This window comes from Pseudomonas tremae, from assembly GCF_001401155.1.
GTDB lineage: Bacteria > Pseudomonadota > Gammaproteobacteria > Pseudomonadales > Pseudomonadaceae > Aquipseudomonas > Aquipseudomonas tremae.
Genome location: NZ_LJRO01000113.1, coordinates 12,141 through 29,276, shown reverse-complemented (window position 1 = coordinate 29,276; position 17,136 = coordinate 12,141). Strand labels below are relative to the sequence as shown.

The 17,136-nt window shown below is 57.8% G+C and carries 14 protein-coding genes and 1 pseudogene; 5 read left to right on the top strand and 10 right to left on the bottom strand.

Going from position 1 to position 17,136, the window contains the following annotated elements; all coding sequences use genetic code 11:
- Positions 1 to 338 (bottom strand): ESPR-type extended signal peptide-containing protein (locus tag ALO43_RS08390; RefSeq protein WP_122235322.1); only part of this gene is annotated, 338 nt, incomplete at its 3' end.
- A 207-nt stretch (positions 339 to 545) separates the two neighbouring features.
- Between ALO43_RS08390 and ALO43_RS08385 the strand changes: the two are divergent.
- Positions 546 to 865: pseudogene (locus ALO43_RS08385) on the top strand (transposase); the annotation flags it as partial.
- 750 nt (positions 866 to 1,615) lie between these two features.
- On the opposite strand, the gene guaA reads toward ALO43_RS08385, so the two are convergent.
- The 3 genes from guaA to ALO43_RS08365 all read right to left on the bottom strand — a co-directional run bounded on the left by guaA (position 1,616) and on the right by ALO43_RS08365 (position 5,411).
- Complete coding sequence (guaA, locus tag ALO43_RS08375) at positions 1,616 to 3,193, bottom strand: glutamine-hydrolyzing GMP synthase (RefSeq protein ID WP_024670486.1); 1,578 nt, start codon at positions 3,191 to 3,193, stop codon at positions 1,616 to 1,618.
- 105 nt (positions 3,194 to 3,298) lie between these two features.
- On the bottom strand, positions 3,299 to 4,768 hold the full coding sequence (gene guaB, locus ALO43_RS08370) for an IMP dehydrogenase (protein WP_054997368.1): 1,470 nt from the start codon (positions 4,766 to 4,768) through the stop codon (positions 3,299 to 3,301).
- Between the two features lie 94 nt (positions 4,769 to 4,862).
- Positions 4,863 to 5,411: a hypothetical protein gene (locus ALO43_RS08365; protein WP_053481217.1), complete on the bottom strand. Its 549-nt coding sequence runs from the start codon at positions 5,409 to 5,411 to the stop codon at positions 4,863 to 4,865.
- A 131-nt stretch (positions 5,412 to 5,542) separates the two neighbouring features.
- Here ALO43_RS08365 and xseA point away from each other — a divergent pair, with 131 nt between their 5' ends.
- From xseA to ALO43_RS08345, 4 genes are all read left to right on the top strand, one after another.
- Complete coding sequence (gene xseA, locus ALO43_RS08360; RefSeq protein ID WP_005891651.1) at positions 5,543 to 6,922, top strand: exodeoxyribonuclease VII large subunit; 1,380 nt, start codon at positions 5,543 to 5,545, stop codon at positions 6,920 to 6,922.
- Positions 6,923 to 6,929: 7 nt separating this feature from the next.
- A complete protein-coding gene (locus ALO43_RS08355) occupies positions 6,930 to 7,754 on the top strand; it encodes a peptidoglycan DD-metalloendopeptidase family protein (protein ID WP_024670484.1) in 825 nt (274 codons plus the stop codon).
- 369 nt (positions 7,755 to 8,123) lie between these two features.
- On the top strand, positions 8,124 to 9,794 hold the full coding sequence (leuA, locus tag ALO43_RS08350) for a 2-isopropylmalate synthase (RefSeq protein ID WP_054997367.1): 1,671 nt from the start codon (positions 8,124 to 8,126) through the stop codon (positions 9,792 to 9,794).
- Positions 9,795 to 10,165: 371 nt separating this feature from the next.
- Entirely contained in the window at positions 10,166 to 11,035 is an 870-nt protein-coding gene (locus tag ALO43_RS08345) for an isocitrate lyase/PEP mutase family protein (protein WP_005891648.1), read from the top strand.
- 144 nt (positions 11,036 to 11,179) lie between these two features.
- Here the strand turns inward: ALO43_RS08345 and ALO43_RS08340 are convergent, their stop codons facing one another.
- From ALO43_RS08340 to ALO43_RS08315, 6 genes are all read right to left on the bottom strand, one after another.
- Complete coding sequence (locus tag ALO43_RS08340) at positions 11,180 to 11,611, bottom strand: hypothetical protein (RefSeq protein ID WP_024690520.1); 432 nt, start codon at positions 11,609 to 11,611, stop codon at positions 11,180 to 11,182.
- A gap of 58 nt (positions 11,612 to 11,669) precedes the next feature.
- Positions 11,670 to 12,461 carry an amidohydrolase gene (locus tag ALO43_RS08335; protein WP_024690521.1) on the bottom strand — a complete coding sequence of 264 codons (792 nt, stop codon included), beginning with the start codon at positions 12,459 to 12,461 and terminating at the stop codon, positions 11,670 to 11,672.
- Positions 12,449 to 13,597: a pyridoxal phosphate-dependent aminotransferase gene (locus tag ALO43_RS08330; protein ID WP_053481215.1), complete on the bottom strand. Its 1,149-nt coding sequence runs from the start codon at positions 13,595 to 13,597 to the stop codon at positions 12,449 to 12,451. Before ALO43_RS08330 ends, ALO43_RS08335 begins: the two co-directional genes overlap by 13 nt.
- 110 nt (positions 13,598 to 13,707) lie before the next feature.
- Positions 13,708 to 15,177 (bottom strand): ribosome biogenesis GTPase Der, encoded by a 1,470-nt coding sequence (gene der / locus ALO43_RS08325; protein WP_024670478.1) that lies wholly within the window; start codon positions 15,175 to 15,177, stop codon positions 13,708 to 13,710.
- Positions 15,178 to 15,314: 137 nt separating this feature from the next.
- Positions 15,315 to 16,469 (bottom strand): outer membrane protein assembly factor BamB, encoded by a 1,155-nt coding sequence (bamB, locus tag ALO43_RS08320; RefSeq protein WP_053481214.1) that lies wholly within the window; start codon positions 16,467 to 16,469, stop codon positions 15,315 to 15,317.
- Entirely contained in the window at positions 16,462 to 17,103 is a 642-nt protein-coding gene (locus ALO43_RS08315) for a YfgM family protein (protein ID WP_005891635.1), read from the bottom strand. The genes bamB and ALO43_RS08315 overlap by 8 nt, the downstream gene beginning before the upstream one ends.
- Positions 17,104 to 17,136: the final 33 nt, after the last annotated feature.

Genomic DNA, 17,136 nt, shown 5'->3' with positions numbered 1-17,136 from the left:
GTATTTTTCGCGGAACCGCCCTGGGGAATGATTAAGTTGCCGCCGTTCACCGTGGTACTGCCGGTGTAAGTGTTGGTGCCCGTCAACGTGATGCTGTCAGCGCCAGTAACCACCAGCTCGCTGATGGAGTCTGCGCTATCGGCTAGGTTGGTCACAGTTTGAGTGACGGCCCACGCAGGTTGCACGATGGCGCCTGAAAACAGGCACGGCGCTACGAGCGTAAACGCGACTCTACCGACAACGCTTCGGCCACCCCGACTGTGCGACTTCGCCAGCTCGGAGGCTACCTGCATTACGCCCGATGTGCGGTTCCAAACCAACCGGTAGCTGCAATTCATGGGCGACCTCGATACGGCTGAATATCTTGCAGCCCTGATACGCCATTACTGGCATGATAAAAGGCAACTCAGATACTATTATTTTATTAATTTTTTTATTCTTGCCAAGATAAGATACCACATTGCCATCATGCGACATTTATTTGTAGTGGTCTAATGATTTCGGACACTCATTTAGGCGAGAATATCGCCAGATAGAGGTCTCTGATGACCAAACAACGCCGTACGTTTTCCGCTGAATTCAAACGCGAGGCCGCAGGCCTCGTGCTCGATCAAAGCTATAGCCACGTTGAGGCCTCCCGCTCGCTAGGGGTGGTCGAGTCTGCGTTGCGTCGCTGGGTGAGCTAGCTCCAGCAGGAGCGTAATGGCGTAACGCCACAGAGCAAAGCCCTGACGCCCGAGCAGCAGAAAATTCAGGAGCTGGAAGCCCGGATCGCTCGTCTTGAGCGGGAAAAGTCCATTTTAAAAAAGGCTACCGCGCTCTTGATGTCGGAAGAACACGAGTGCTTGCGCTGATCGATCAGCTCAGTATCCATGAGTCAGCATAACAAAGTTGAGAGTTATCATAGAGCTCGAAGAATACAACTATATGCCAAGATATATCCTCACTGCCTTTCCGATACCTTGAGGTTTTTGTAATGCGTGGATATATGGAATTGATAGACTTCATGAAGAGTTTGGGTGATGGAATACTCGACTATCTCCCTGAAGACCCAAAAACCGGACAGCTCATCATCAAAGAAATAATCGAACAATGGATGGCGAAAAAGTCATATTTTTCCGCTCTTTCGCTAAGAAGGGATGTTACGACTTATATAAAGCTTCAAAGGTCTGGAAATTCCGAAGCTGATGAGATATTGTCATAGTACGACCGTTGTTTCACCCCTGAAAGATTGGGTGTTGAAGAGCATGTTTTTCTTACTAGCATCCTCAACTTGATAGACTCTCTATAGAAAAAATAGGAAAGCCTTTTTTGCCAAACGTTTCGGGTGGGTGGATTATAAATAAAGCTTCTGAGTTCTCGAAAGATACTAACGGCAATATAAATCACAAGAGCGGATAGGAAAGAGCACTTGATACTAGAGCTTTTGTTCCTGATGAAACCTACAAAATTAGCACTCTCTATACCATGTCGGCATTACTAATGCCCACATGGTATCGATGCGCTTTTGCTGACGCCAACCATGCACACCATGAAAAACGCCATTGATCACACCAGTAAAAACAACTAACTGATCTTATTTTTCACAATAAAATCAGATAGTTGCGAGTGCGACCTACTCCCACTCAATAGTCGCAGGCGGCTTGCTCGACACGTCGTAAGTCACCCGCGAAATCCCTTCGATCTCGTTGATGATCCGGCCACTCACTGTCTCCAGCAGCTCATAAGGCAGATGCGCCCAGCGAGCAGTCATGAAGTCGATGGTTTCTACCGCACGCAGGGCAACGACCCATGCATAGCGGCGGCCGTCGCCGACCACGCCAACCGATTTGACGGGTTGGAACACCACGAACGCTTGGCTGACTTTGTGATACCAGTCGGCCTTGCGCAGTTCTTCGATGAAGATGTGGTCGGCACGACGCAGGATGTCGGCGTATTCCTTCTTCACTTCGCCGAGGATGCGCACGCCCAGGCCTGGGCCAGGGAATGGGTGGCGGTAGACCATGTCGTACGGCAGGCCTAGTTCGAGGCCAAGGCGGCGGACTTCGTCCTTGAACAGCTCGCGCAGGGGTTCGACCAGCTTGAGGTTCATTTCTTCCGGCAGGCCGCCCACGTTGTGGTGCGACTTGATGACGTGTGCCTTGCCGCTTTTTGCGCCAGCCGACTCGATCACGTCCGGGTAGATGGTGCCTTGCGCCAGGTACTTGATGTTGTCCAGCTTGCAGGATTCGGCATCGAACACGTCGATGAAGGTGCGACCGATGATCTTGCGTTTCTTCTCCGGGTCGCTCTCGCCTTCCAGGTTGTTCAGGAACTGCTCTTCGGCATTGGCGCGAATGACCTTGACGCCCATGTTTTCGGCGAACATGGCCATCACTTGCTCGCCTTCGTGCAGGCGCAGCAGGCCGTTGTCGACGAATACGCAGGTCAACTGGTCGCCGATGGCCTTGTGCAGCAGCGCCGCGACCACGGAGGAGTCAACGCCGCCGGACAGGCCCAGCAATACGTTATCAGTACCAACCTGAGCGCGAACCTGAGCGATAGCGTCTTCGGCAATCTTCGAAGGGGTCCACAGTGCTTCGCAGCCGCAGATGTCGAGGATGAAGCGCGACAGGATGCGACCGCCCTGCTTGGTGTGGGTCACTTCCGGGTGGAACTGTACGCCGTAATATTTGCGGTCGTCGTCGGCCATGCCGGCAATCGGGCAGCTCGGGGTGCTGGCCAGAATATGGAAACCGTCCGGGATTTCGGTGACCTTGTCGCCGTGGCTCATCCACACATCGAGACCGAACACGCCGTCGGCATCGATATGGTCTTCGATGCCATCAAGCAGGCGGCTCTTGCCGACGACGTCGACACGGGCGTAGCCGAACTCGCGCATGTCGGAGCCTGCAACGCGGCCGCCCAGTTGCTCGGCCATGGTCTGCATGCCGTAGCAGATGCCGAAGACCGGTACATTGAGGTCGAATACCGCTTGCGGCGCACGCGGGCTGTTGGCTTCGTGCACGGACTCAGGGCCGCCAGCGAGGATGATCCCACGCGGGGCAAATTCGCGAATCGCTTCGTCGTCCATGTCGTACGGATGCAGTTCGCAATACACGCCGATTTCACGCACGCGGCGGGCGATCAGCTGGGTGTACTGGGAACCGAAGTCGAGGATCAGGATACGGTGGGCGTGAATGTCGAGGGCCATGACTCATTCTCGTCAAAAAACAGAAACGACACGGGGCTGCGTCAACAGCCCCGGCTATAAAAACTGTTGGCCTGCACCGCGGCACATACCACGATGCAGTCCGGATCAACCAACGCGATAGTTCGGCGCTTCCTTGGTGATCTGCACGTCATGGACGTGCGACTCAGCCATGCCGGCGCCGGTTATGCGAACAAACTCGGGCTTGGTGCGCATCTGTTCGATGTCGGCACTGCCGGTGTAACCCATGGAGGAACGCAGACCGCCCATCAACTGATGGATGATGGCCGACAACGGACCCTTGTAGGCCACACGGCCTTCGATACCTTCCGGCACCAGTTTCTCGGCACCTGCGGACGAATCCTGAAAGTAGCGATCGGACGAACCCTGAGCCTGGGACATAGCACCCAGCGAACCCATGCCGCGATAGGCCTTGTAGGAACGGCCCTGAAACAATTCGATCTCACCTGGCGCTTCTTCAGTACCAGCAAACATCGAACCCATCATCACACAGGACGCGCCTGCCACAATGGCCTTGGAAAGGTCGCCAGAGAAGCGGATACCGCCGTCAGCGATCATCGGCACGCCAGTGCCTTCAAGGGCAGCGGAAACGTTGGCGATGGCGCTGATCTGCGGCACGCCTACACCGGCAACGATGCGCGTGGTGCAGATGGAGCCAGGACCGATGCCGACCTTGACTGCGTCGGCACCCGCAGCGACCAGCGCCAGGGCAGCTTCGCCAGTGGCGATGTTGCCACCGATGACCTGCACCTGCGGGAAGTTGTCCTTGACCCAGCGCACGCGGTCGATCACGCCTTTGGAGTGGCCGTGAGCGGTGTCGACTACAACAACATCAACGCCAGCAGCAACCAGTGCGGTCACACGCTCGCCGGTGTCCTTGCCAGTACCGACAGCAGCGCCGACACGCAGGCGAGCCTGATCGTCCTTGCTGGCCAGCGGATAAGCCTTGGCTTTTTCGATGTCCTTGACGGTCATCATGCCCTTGAGCGCAAAGTTGGCGTCGACGATCAGGACTTTTTCAAGACGGTGCTTGTGCAGCAGTTCGCGTACTTCGTTCTTGTCGGCGCCTTCACGCACGGTGACCAGACGCTCTTTGGGCGTCATCACTTCGCGGACAGGGACATCAAGACGATTTTCGAAGCGTACGTCGCGGGACGTCACGATGCCGACCAGGTCGCCATTGTGCAGCACGGGTACACCGGAAATATTGTGCATGCGCGTGAGTTCGAACAGATCACGAACAGTGGCGTCGGCTTCGATCGTGATCGGGTCCTTGACGACACCGGCCTCGAACTTCTTGACCTTGCGCACTTCGGCAGCTTGCTGCTCGATGGTCATGTTCTTGTGGATGATACCGATACCGCCTTCCTGGGCCATGGCAATTGCCAGACGGGCCTCGGTGACTGTATCCATTGCAGCAGAGACCAAAGGTATATTCAGCTCGATGCCACGGGTCAAACAGGTTTTCAGACTGACTTCGTTGGGAAGTACCTCGGAATAACCGGGCACAAGGAGAATGTCGTCGAATGTAAGGGCTTCTTGACTGATACGCAGCATCGCGGGGGCTCCCGAGCGGGAAATTGGAAGCGCGCCATTATACCCACAGACCCCGTCCGGCTCAATGTAAACCTCAGCCTATTATCAAGGCTGTTTATAGACGCACATGAACGAAAGAGACCGGACGGTCCAGACGTTCGGCGAAGTCGTCCAGAAAGGTCTGGGTGAAAGACGCCTCCAGCCAGTTATTGAAGATGAAGCCCAGATTGGAAAAGCCGCAGGCGTCCAGAAACAGAAAGCCGTTGATGTCGTCTTCGTGGCGGCATTCGGGGCAGGTGAAATTGTCGGTGTGGCCGGGCATCCAGTCTTCAAGGCTATCGAACAGCGCCTCGCCGACTTCGCGACGGCATTCCGGGCAACCGGCCTCCTCGGCAAAATCATTCAGCGGGGTAAAGATGCAACGCTTGGTGACAATTTCCAGACCATTGATCACTTCGCTGAATGGCAACGCGTCCGGGTTCTTCGCCACCCGGCGGGCTCCAGGCGCCACGGCATAAGCCATTTTGTTATGCGTGCGCCCGCAGGTGGTCAGTTCCGGTTCGACCACGTCGAGCTTGACCAGCCAGCGCAAGATAAGCCGCGCTCTGGCCTCGTGCCCGGGGAATGTGGATATTTGCGGGACGATGATGCTTTGGGTGTTCATAACGGAGCGTCGCTGGATGCTGTTCGAGGCCGCAGCTTAATGCGCTGATGATTCAGGTCAAGGTCAAATCCTGTCTGAAGCGGCGTTACAGACTCGTGCGCCGGACCGGCATTGCCATTATGATGCCCGACATGATCAAAGACCCTTTCGCAAGACTCGGCCTCGACCGGGAAGTCATAACTGTCAGCCAGCTCAACGGCCGTGCGCGGGTGTTGCTGGAGGACGTGTTCAGCAGCATCTGGGTCGAGGGCGAGATTTCCAATCTGTCGCGCCCAGCCTCTGGGCATGTCTACTTCACGTTGAAGGACTCCAGCGCACAGGTGCGTTGTGCGTTGTTCCGGCAAAGCGCCGCACGGGTGCGTCAGGCACTCAAGGACGGTTTGCAGGTCAAGGTACGGGGCAAGGTTTCACTGTTCGAAGGCCGTGGCGACTATCAATTGATTCTCGACACTGTCGAGCCTGCCGGTGATGGCGCACTGCGGCTGGCGTTCGATGCGCTGAAAGCCAAACTCAGCGACGAAGGCCTGTTCAGCGCCGAGCGCAAGGTTGCCCTGCCGCTGCACCCGCAACGTATCGGCATCATCAGTTCGCCGACCGGCGCAGTGATCCGCGACATCATCAGCGTGTTTCGCCGCCGAGCGCCACGGGTCGAGCTGACTCTGATTCCTACCGCAGTTCAAGGCCGCGAGGCCATCAACCAGATTGTCCGCGCGCTGAAGCTGGCCGACGCCCAGGGTTTCGACGCCCTGATCCTCGCCCGCGGCGGCGGATCACTGGAAGACCTGTGGTGTTTCAACGAAGAGGCCGTGGCTCGTGCGATTGATGCTTGTGTGACGCCGATTGTCAGTGCCGTCGGGCATGAAACCGACGTTTCCATCAGCGATTTCGTCGCCGATGTGCGAGCCCCGACGCCCTCCGCGGCTGCCGAGTTGCTGGCCCCGGACTCCAGCGACCTGCACCGCCGTGTCGATAACCTGCATCGACGGCTGGTCAGCCGCATGCAGGATCGGCTCATGCGTGAGCGGTTGCAGCTGGAAGGTATCTCGCGTCGGCTGAGGCATCCGGGTGAACGGTTGCGCCAGCAATCACAGCGCCTGGATGACCTGGACATGCGCCTGCGCCGCGCTTTCGAACAGAACATGCACACGCGGCAGGTGCGTCTGGTGCACATGCAAAGCCGTCTCGCCGCGCAGCATCCGGGCCGCACGCTGGCGTTTCTGCGCCAGCGCCTGGATGCGCTGGCCGAGCGCTTGCCAAGGGCCATTCGCGACCAGATCAAGGCCCGCAAGCTACAGTTGCAAAGTCAGATGCAAACGCTAAATGTCGTCAGCCCGCTGGCTACGCTGGGGCGTGGTTACAGCATCTTGCTCGATGAACGGGGCCATGCAATCCGCCACGCTTCACAAACCCGGCCCGGCCAGCGCCTTACCGCGCGGCTGGGCGAAGGCGAACTGCAAGTACGTGTCGAAGACAATCACCTCACGCCTGTGACCCTTTCCCTTCTGGACTGACTGCCTGATGCTACGTTTTATCGCCCCGCTGTTCGCCCTGTTGCTCTGCCTGCCCGCCCATGCCAACAGCTTCATTACTCGCGCCCTCGACAAACCGGTGCCCGGTGGCGTGGCCGTCATCGATCTTGGCACAGGTGCGCAGGCGCCGACCGCCACCTATCAAGGCAAACCGGTGCTGGTGGTCAAGGAACAGGGTGCGCGCTGGCTGGCCATTGTCGGGATCCCGCTGACCGTCAAGCCGGGCACTCAACAGGTCACGTCGGGCGGTCGCACGCTCAATTTCACGGTTGGCAGCAAGAAATACCCGGAACAGCACATAACCCTCAAGAACAAGCGTCAGGTCAATCCCAACCCAGAAGACAACAAGCGCATCGAAGGTGAACTGGCCGAGCAACTGCGCGCTTATAGAAGCTTCAGCCCCGGCACACCTAGCAATCTGATCCTGGACAAGCCGGTCAATGGCCCGCTGTCGAGCAAGTTCGGCGTGCGCCGGTTCTTCAACGGCGAAGAACGCAACCCGCACTCAGGACTGGACTTCGCGGTGCCCGCCGGAACGCCGATCAAGTCTCCGGCAGCAGGCAAGGTCATTCTGACCGGTAATTATTTTTTCAACGGCAACACCGTGTTCGTCGACCACGGCCAAGGTTTTATCAGCATGTTCTGCCACATGTCGAAGATCGATGTAAAAGTCGGTGATCAGGTCCCAAGGGGCGGTGTTGTCGGTAAAGTCGGTGCTACCGGGCGGGCAACCGGTCCACACATGCACTGGAATGTCAGCCTGAATGACGCGCGGGTCGATCCGGCAATTTTTATCGGCGCATTTCAGCCTTGAGCAGGACCCTGAGCGAGCGCAGCAGCGCTCGCTCACCGCTCCCTTTCTTTGCGCACATCGCCTAACCCCCACAATACTCCGGAATAAAATTCTCGAATAACGCTATAAAAAACCAGAAAAACGCTAATGACGAGAATTTATCCCAATTTTTTTCAAGTGCTTGCCATCGTGCTGGCCAGTGGGTACGGTTGACTTCATGAAAAACGCCCAAACCCTTATTTTATTGCGCCAACATCGGTGCCTCAGCCTGGTCAGCGCCCGACTGCCAGGCTAGATTTGCTGTACCTCGCCCCTGCGTTCGCAAACCCCATACTTTCCAAAACGGCAGGCCGCCGCTTACCGGCCCCGTGAATACAAAAGGATTTTCCGATGACCATGCTCAACGACCCTTCGAAGAAGTACCGTGCGTTCCCGACCATTGATCTGCCCGACCGCACCTGGCCTTCGAAAACCATCGATGCGGCGCCGATCTGGTGCAGCTCCGACCTGCGCGACGGTAACCAGTCGCTGATCGAGCCGATGGATGCGGTCAAGAAGCTGCGTTTCTGGAAAACCCTGGTCAGCGTCGGCGTGAAAGAAATCGAGGCGTCGTTTCCTGCAGCGTCGCAGACTGACTTCGACTTCGTCCGCACCCTGATCGAAGAAGGTCATATTCCGGAAGACACCACTATTCAGGTGCTGACCCAGGCACGTGAAGACTTGATCGCGCGTACCTTCGAATCGTTGCGCGGCGCCCGCAAGGCGATCGTTCATCTGTACAACGCAACGTGCCCGTCATTCCGTCGCATCGTGTTCAATCAGGACAAGGCTGGCGTGAAGGAAATCGCAGTCAACGCGGCCAGGATGTTCGTCAAGTACGCAGCACTGCAGCCGGAAACCCAGTGGACGTTCCAGTACTCGCCGGAAACCTTCAGCGCGACCGAGCTGGAGTTCGCCAAGGAAGTCTGCGACGCAGTGATCGAGGTGTGGAACCCGACGCCCGAGAACAAGGTAATTCTGAACCTGCCAGCCACCGTCGAAGTCGCCACACCGAATATCTACGCCGACCAGATTGAATGGTTCGGCCGCCACATCACTCGCCGCAACAGTGTGCTGATCAGCCTGCATACCCACAACGACCGTGGCACCGGCGTAGCCGCCACCGAGCTGGGCCTTATGGCCGGTGCAGACCGTGTCGAAGGCTGCCTGTTCGGCAATGGCGAGCGTACCGGCAACGTCGACCTGGTCACCGTGGCACTGAATCTCTACACCCAGGGCATCAACCCTGGGCTGGACTTCTCGGACATCGATGGAGTGCGCAAGGTCGTCGAGGAATGCAACCAGATTCCGGTTCACCCTCGTCATCCGTATGTGGGCGATCTGGTCCACACAGCGTTCTCCGGCTCGCACCAGGATGCCATCCGCAAGGGCTTCACGCAGCAGAAGGAAGGCGAGCTGTGGGAAGTCCCTTACCTGCCGATCGACCCGGCTGATATCGGTCGCAGCTACGAGGCAGTAATTCGCGTCAACAGTCAGTCCGGCAAGGGCGGCATTGCTTACCTGCTTGAACAGGAATACGGAATCTCTCTGCCGCGTCGCATGCAGATCGAGTTCAGCCAGGTGGTTCAGGGTGAAACCGACCGCCTGGGCCTGGAGATGACTGCCCAGCAGATCCACTCGTTGTTGCGTCGTGAATACCTGCAAGCCAACACGCCCTATGCGCTGATCAGCCACAAGTTGCAGGAAGAGAACGGTAACAGCGCTGTGGATGCAGAAGTGCATGTGGACGGTGAAACCCAACACTGGCGCGGCAAGGGCAAAGGTGCTCTGGAGGCCCTGGTAGCAGGCCTGCCGGTCGCTGTAGAGATAATGGATTACAACGAGCATGCGATCGGTTCGGGCACCACGGCCAAGGCCGCCGCCTATATCGAGCTGCGCGTCAATGGCGACCGCGCGGTACACGGTGTTGGCATTGATGAAAACATCACCACAGCGAGTTTCCGCGCCCTGTTCAGCGCGCTCAACCGCTCGCTGAGTCAGGCACAAGCCAAGGCCGCCTGAGCCCTTGAACCGAGGGCGGATACCTGTCCGCCCTCTTCACCCCTACGTTACAACGCTTCCTGTAACGCCCCGCCTCTCCTTTAAAGGCTCTTGCAGTCTGCGCATACCCCTGTCTTTTTCGGCATAATCTTTTTCATTTCTGCTGTGGTAGCATGCTGCCCTTAATCCAGACTGGCCCACATCCAACAGCGACCCATATGCTGACGATGCCAATCCGGACTTTCCTGCCAGCTGCATCTTTCCTATAAAAAACCAAGACGACTATTGCATTGATTTCCGGACGAAAAGAATGCTCGGGCAGACCTCCCGTGCATTGAAATTACTATCTGCCTCGGTAATGCTGAGCTGATCCGATCACATTTGGAGCGATTATGCCCAAGGCTTCCCACCAAGATTTGCGCCGCAGTTTCCGTGAGCTCACCTCGTCGAACTCATGCTTCCATACCGCCTCGGTATTTGACCCCATGTCAGCGCGAATCGCGGCGGATCTGGGCTTTGAAGTAGGCATACTCGGCGGCTCTGTCGCGTCGCTGCAAGTACTGGCAGCCCCGGACTTCGCACTGATCACCCTGAGTGAATTCGTTGAGCAGGCCACACGCATCGGCCGCGTCGCCCAGCTCCCGGTGATCGCAGACGCGGATCATGGCTATGGCAACGCCCTGAACGTCATGCGTACTGTGGTCGAACTGGAACGTGCCGGCATTTCCGCACTGACCATCGAAGACACCCTGCTGCCTGCACAATTTAACCGCAAGTCCACCGACCTGATTTCTACTGCAGAAGGCGTCGGCAAGATCCGTGCGGCGCTGGAAGCGCGTGTCGATCCGGAGATGTCGATTTTTGCTCGCACCAATGCGGCGATCATTCCGGTTCAGGAGGCTATCAGTCGCGTGCAGCAATATCAGGCTGCCGGGGCTGACGGCATTACCATCGTTGGCATTCGTGACTTTGATCACTTGGCACAGATTTCAGAAGGCCTGACCGTACCGCTGATGCTGGTGACCTACGGCAACCCGGAGCTGCATGACAATGCTCGCCTTGCCGAGATGGGCGTCAGAGTCTGCGTCCACGGTCACGCGGCTTACTTTGCCGCGATCAAGGCGACCTACGACTGCCTGCGCGAACAGCGCCAGATACTCGGCAGCGAGTCGAACATGAGCGCCACGGAACTGACCCACACCTACACCCAGCCCGAAGACTACGTAGAGTGGGCCAGTAAGTTCATGAATGTGAACGAGTAAGCGGCAGGGTTACTGACGCTGGGCACTGCCCATGAGTGACGCAGAGCGTCACCCAGGGCATTCCTACACTAGAGCGTAAGGAACGATAACTGGTTAAGCATCGTGCCTGCACTTCGCTCCAGAGTGGGTGCGCAGTAAGCGATATCAGGCAGTTGCTTTGATGCCACGCTGGGTTTCCAGCTGCAACAGCGCGCCTTGCAGGGTCTGCAAGGTGGAACTGGTGGCCGAGATCTGCCCCTGGATAGCCAATGACCGTTGGGCCTTCTCTTCCGGGGTGCCCTTGCTGCTCTGTGCAGCGGCCAGTTGAGCCTGCTCCCGGGCCAATTCCTTTTGAGCCTGCTTTATCTGTTCTTTTATCTTGTCGATAGTTTGCTGGAGTGCATCCGAGCTGGATCCGCCTACGGTACCGCCATCCGCAGGTGCGCCGCTCGCGCCTTCGGTAGAAGCCTCTTCCGTGGTCTTGTCCGTGTCCTTGGCATTGTTAGCAGCAGTAACTGCATTTTCCTCGGGCTTCTTGACTGTCAGCGTCAACGGACTCGAGTAACGGTTAAGCATGGAAGTGTCGATGGTTGTCATAACGCTCTCCTGGAAGTCTGGACACACTATCGGCCGATGCGAAATATTCTGTAATGAATTATTGAATATTGAATGAATCAGCATCCAGACCGGCCGGGAATAGCGTGCGGTAGCCCTGCAAATCCACCGCATTCAAGGTCGCCATGAACACCCCGTCCGCATCGCCTGCGTTCAACAGGCTCTCGCCTTGATAATCCAGTACCTGACTGTCACCGGTATAGGCAAAGCCTTTTCCGTCCGACCCCGTTCGATTGACGGCGACGACATAGCACAGGTTTTCAATCGCTCTGGCAGGCAGCAAGCGGTTCCAGTGCATACGCCGCGCACCCGGCCAGTTGGCGGTGTAGAGCAGCAGATCGGTGTCCAGAGCGTCACGGCTCCAGACCGGAAAACGCAGGTCGTAACAGATCAATGGGCGGATGCGCCAGCCGTTGAGCTCAAACGTCACCTGACGGTCACCCGGCGTGTAGTGCTCATGCTCGCCAGCCATGCGGAACAGATGGCGTTTGTCGTAATGCAGCAACTCTCCATCTGGGCGCGCCCACAAGAGGCGGTTGCGATGACTGCCATCTGCTGCCCGAATGATCACGCTGCCCGTGACAACGGCATTGAGACGCTTGGCCTGCGCCACAAGCCAGGCCGATGCTGGCCCGGCTTCCGGCTCGGCCAGCGCTTCGGATTCCATCGAAAACCCGGTAGTGAACATTTCCGGCAGGACGACCAGATCAGCGCCTTGCGCCTGATCCAGCAACTGTCCGAAATGCTCGAGATTGGCCTCGCGGTCATGCCAGACCAATGTCGTCTGGATCAAAGCGAGCTTCAGGTTCGGCAGTCCGCTTATATCGCGCATAGTTTCTCCGCAGCCTGACGTAACGTGTCTTCCTGCTTGGCAAAACACAAGCGGATCAGGCGCTGCCCTGGTGGTGGGCTTTGATAGAAAACAGAGATGGGGATACTGGCCACGCCATGCTCACGGGTCATCCACAGGGCCATGTCCACATCGTTCAGATCAGGCCTGATCTGCGAATAATCGACCAGCTGGAAATAAGTACCGCCGACCGGTTTGAAGCTGAAGCGCGAGCCTGCCAACTGGCTGCAGAAATAGTCCCGCTTGGCCTGATAGAAACCTGGCAGCTCGTCGACATGCTCGGGATGTTCGGCCATGAAATCAGCCAGCGCATACTGTAGCGGCGTCACACCGCAGAAACTGACGTACTGATGTACCTTGCGCAACTCGGCGGTCAGTGCTGGGGGCGAGACTACGTAGCCGGTCTTCCAGCCCGTGACGTGATAGGTCTTGCCAAACGAACTGACGACAAAGGCACGCTGATACAGCGCCTCGTGATCAAGCACGCTGACATGCTGTGCGCCGTCAAACACCAGGTGCTCGTAGACCTCATCACTGAGCAGATAGATATCGCGATCGGCAATCAGCGCAGCCAGGCGATCAAGCTCTGCGCGGCTGATCAGTGCGCCGCTCGGGTTATGCGGGCTGTTGATGACGATCATGCGGGTGCGCGGGCTGAGTGCATCGGTCAGCTTTTGCCAGTCGATGGAGAAATCATCCAGCCCCAGTTGCACATGGACGCAGCGCCCACCTGCCAGCTCCACCGCAGGTTCGTAGCTGTCATAGCAAGGGTCGAAGATGATGACTTCTTCGCCGGGACGAATAACCGAGTGGATCGCACAAAAAATTGCCTGGGTCGCTCCGGGCGTGATGGTGATCTCACTGTCCGGGTTGACCTCGCGCCCATAGCTGCGGCCAATCTTGGCCGCTACCTGCTGGCGAAGTGCCGGCAGCCCGGTCATCGGCGAATACTGGTTATGCCCCTCGGTGACATGGCGGCAGACTGCGTCACGCAGCGCCTGCGGCCCGTCAAAATCAGGAAACCCCTGGGACAGGTTGATAGCGCCGTTTTCGGCGGCCAGCTGTGACATGACGGTGAAGATAGTGGTGCCCACATTGGGCAACTTGCTGTCGATCATGGAACCCTTTCCCTGCAATCTCCCGGCACCGGGCGGCACGGGGTCAAGCAGGATAGCCCATTAAACACGCACAAAAAAAGGCGCCGAAGCGCCTTTTTCCAGTGGCTGACTCAGCGCTTGTCGCGGCGCTTCTTGTCGGCTTTCTTGTGGTGCGACATCATTCGACGCTTCTTGTTGACCTGGCGGTCCGTCAGCGTGTTCTTGTTGCCTTCATACGGGTTCTCGCCACCTTTGAACTCGATCCGGATCGGCGTACCGACCAGCTTGAGCACACGGCGATAGGTGTTTTCCAGATACCGCACGTAAGACTTGGGTACTTTCTCGACTTGGTTGCCGTGAATCACGATCAGCGGTGGGTTGGCACCCCCCAGGTGAGCGTAGCGCAGCTTGATGCGGCGGCTGCCGACCATCGGTGGCGCATGCTCGCTGACCGCGTCTTCGAGGATCTGCGTCAGACGGCTGGTCGGCCAGCGCGTTACGGCCGACTTGAACGAGTTCTGCACCGACTGATAAAGGTTGCCTACACCCGTGCCGTGCATGGCCGAGATGAAGTGGATGTCCGCGAAATCGACGAAGAACAAACGGCGTTCCAGTTCGATCTTCACGAAATCACGTTCGCCCGGCGTCATGCCGTCCCACTTGTTCAGCGCGATAACCAGTGCACGACCCGCCTCGAGAGCGAAGCCCAGCAGGTTGAGATCGTGATCGACCACCCCTTCCCGGGCGTCCATCACGAAGATCACCACGTTGGCGTCCTTAATGGCCTGCAGGGTCTTGACCACAGAGAACTTTTCGACTTCTTCGTGGATCTTGCCGCGCTTGCGCACACCTGCCGTGTCGATCAGCGTGTACTTCTCTTCATTCCGCTCGAAGGGAATGTAGATGCTGTCACGCGTGGTGCCAGGCTCGTCATAAACGATAACCCGGTCTTCACCGAGCATACGGTTGACCAGCGTCGACTTGCCGACGTTCGGACGACCGATGATCGCGATCTTGATACCGTCTTTTTCGCTCGGGCCCGGAATGCGCTTGGCTTCCTGACCTTCGGCAACTTCCTCGACCTCACCTTCTTCAAGGTCGTCCTCGTCCCTGGGGAATTCCCGCAGAGCGATTTCGAGCATCTGCGAGATGCCGCGACCGTGAGCGCCGGCCACCGGAATGGCGTCGCCCAGCCCCATCGGGCTGAACTCGGCACGCGCCAGGTTCTCATCGATGTTGTCGATCTTGTTGGCAACCACGTAGGAACGCTTGTTGCGCTTGCGCAGGTGCTCACCAATCATCTGATCAGCGGCGGTATAGCCCGCACGGGCATCCACCAGAAACAGCACCACATCGGCTTCTTCAATGGCCAGCAGAGACTGCTCGGCCATTTTTTCGTCCATGCCATGCTCGTCACCGGAGATACCGCCGGTGTCGATCAGAATATAGGAGCGCCCTTGCCACTTCGCCTCTCCGTATTGGCGATCACGGGTAAGACCGGACAGATCGCCGACAATAGCGTCGCGGGTCCTGGTCAGGCGGTTGAACATGGTGGACTTGCCGACGTTCGGTCGACCCACCAGGGCGATTACGGGAACCATTAGGCTCTCCACTTCGTTATTTCAGAAAATACAAAAGCCGCTGCAGGGCAGCGGCCGAAGTTCGGAGCAGCGCACAATGACGCTGCAGCCTTGCCGAGGCAAGGTCACCCGGGGCCAATGGCCTCGGGCCTGGACACTTATTGCTTGATGGTCAGGGCTTCCAGTTTGCCGCTGTTGCCATACACGTAAATCATGTCCCCTACTACCAGCGGACGGGCACGCAGGCCGTCACTGTCAATGCGCTCGCGACCGACAAAGCGACCATCGACCTGGCTCAACAGGTGAAGGTAGCCTTCCATGTCACCGAACACGATGTAGCTGGAATACACTTCCGGCGCACCCAACTGACGGCGAGCCAGCGATTCGTTGCTCCACAGTGCGGAGGACGAACGCTCGTCGATACCTTCGACAGTGCCTGAGGCCAAGGTGGCATAAACGCTGCCGAAGCCTTGGGCGACGCCCGAGTAGCTCGAACCGTCACGCTGCCAGAGTACACGACCGCTTTCCAGATCCAGACCGGCGATGCGGCCCTGATAAGTGGCGACGTACAGTGTACCGCCGGACAGCAGCAGGCCGCCGTCGATATCGACCACGCGGTCCAGCTCGGAACGACCCTGAGGGATCGCAACACGCTGTTCCCAAATCGGCACGCCGTTGGAAATATCGAGGGCGACGACCTTGCCAGTCGACAGGCCGGCGATCGCGAGACGATTGGTGGCCAATGGAGCACCGGTTCCGCGGAGGGTCAGCACAGCGGGTGTGCTTTCGTAGATCCAGAGCTGAGAGCCGGTAGACGCATCGAAGCCGACGATACGGTCATCCTGCGTCTGAACCACAACCACGGAACCGTTGGTGGCAGGCGGAGCCAGCACTTCACTGGTCACGTGGGCGCGCCATTTCTCTTCACCGGTGGCAGCGTCCATGGCAACGACTTCACCCTTGAGAGTGCCAATCATCACCAGGCCGTAACCTACGCCGACAGCGCCGGAAACAGGAAGATCAAGATCCTTCTTCCAGATCACATCACCGGTCAGTCGATCCAGAGAGACGATTTCGCCAGTGACGTCAGACGCATAGATGCGATCGCCGTCAATTGCCGGGACCAGCATGTTGTAGGTCTTGCCCTGACCGTCGCCGATCGAACGACTCCACTGCTTTTGCAGAACCACTTCTTCTTTGAAGTCGGTCAGCTCGGCCGGAGGCAATTCCTTTTTGCTGTTGCTGCTGCAACCCGCGGCCAGAATGGCCAGAGCCAGCAATGCTGCATGTTTCCAACGAATCACGTCACGCATCCCCTTTCGCCAGATCGTCGAGCTTCATTTGCAGGCCACCAACCGCTGCGTCTTCGGACAGAGCGGATTTGGCCTTTTGGTATGCAGCATGTGCCTCATCGGTTCGGCCCAGCTGTACCAGCAGGTCGCCCTTGAGTTCTTCACGACTGGCGAGGAATGCCTTGTCGGCATCGCCGTCGAGCAATTTCAGCGCGTCATCAACCTTGTTCTGTGCAGCCATCACACGAGCCAGGCGCTGACGGGCAACTTCACCCAGAGTGTCATTGGCTGGCTTGTCAGCTACGGTTTTCAGTTCGGCAGCTGCATCATCCAGCTTGCCGGCATCGACCGCCACCTTGGCGACGAACAGGCTACCGAACTGGGCGTAGGTAGTGCCACCAAATTCGCTTTTCAGTTTGCCGGACAGCTCGGCGACACGCGCCGTATCTGCCTGACCGCTCGGCGTCAGCGCGGTTTCGAGCAGTTGCTGATAGAGCATCGAGGCGCCTTGTGACTGGCCAGCCTGATACCGCTGCCAGCCCTGCCAGCCCAAGACCACCACCAGCGCCAGCAGACCACCTGTCAACAGGGGTTTGCCGTTACGCTGCCACCAGTCCTTCATTACCGCCAGCTCTTCATCTTCGGTACCCGACACCCCAATACTCCTATTCGCTAAACGGCTGTTAAT

Excerpts from the sequence above, each read along its gene's own strand:
- ALO43_RS08355 (WP_024670484.1), top strand. The coding sequence starts at position 6,930 with ATGCTACGTTTTATCGCCCCGCTGTTCGCCCTGTTGCTCTGCCTGCCC.
- xseA (WP_005891651.1), top strand. The coding sequence starts at position 5,543 with ATGATCAAAGACCCTTTCGCAAGACTCGGCCTCGACCGGGAAGTCATA.
- guaB (WP_054997368.1), bottom strand. The coding sequence starts at position 4,768 with ATGCTGCGTATCAGTCAAGAAGCCCTTACATTCGACGACATTCTCCTT.
- der (WP_024670478.1), bottom strand. The coding sequence starts at position 15,177 with ATGGTTCCCGTAATCGCCCTGGTGGGTCGACCGAACGTCGGCAAGTCC.
- ALO43_RS08345 (WP_005891648.1), top strand. The coding sequence starts at position 10,166 with ATGCCCAAGGCTTCCCACCAAGATTTGCGCCGCAGTTTCCGTGAGCTC.
- ALO43_RS08335 (WP_024690521.1), bottom strand. The coding sequence starts at position 12,461 with ATGCGCGATATAAGCGGACTGCCGAACCTGAAGCTCGCTTTGATCCAG.
- ALO43_RS08340 (WP_024690520.1), bottom strand. The coding sequence starts at position 11,611 with ATGACAACCATCGACACTTCCATGCTTAACCGTTACTCGAGTCCGTTG.
- ALO43_RS08330 (WP_053481215.1), bottom strand. The coding sequence starts at position 13,597 with ATGATCGACAGCAAGTTGCCCAATGTGGGCACCACTATCTTCACCGTC.
- guaA (WP_024670486.1), bottom strand. The coding sequence starts at position 3,193 with ATGGCCCTCGACATTCACGCCCACCGTATCCTGATCCTCGACTTCGGT.
- leuA (WP_054997367.1), top strand. The coding sequence starts at position 8,124 with ATGACCATGCTCAACGACCCTTCGAAGAAGTACCGTGCGTTCCCGACC.
- bamB (WP_053481214.1), bottom strand. The coding sequence starts at position 16,469 with ATGCGTGACGTGATTCGTTGGAAACATGCAGCATTGCTGGCTCTGGCC.
- ALO43_RS08365 (WP_053481217.1), bottom strand. The coding sequence starts at position 5,411 with ATGAACACCCAAAGCATCATCGTCCCGCAAATATCCACATTCCCCGGG.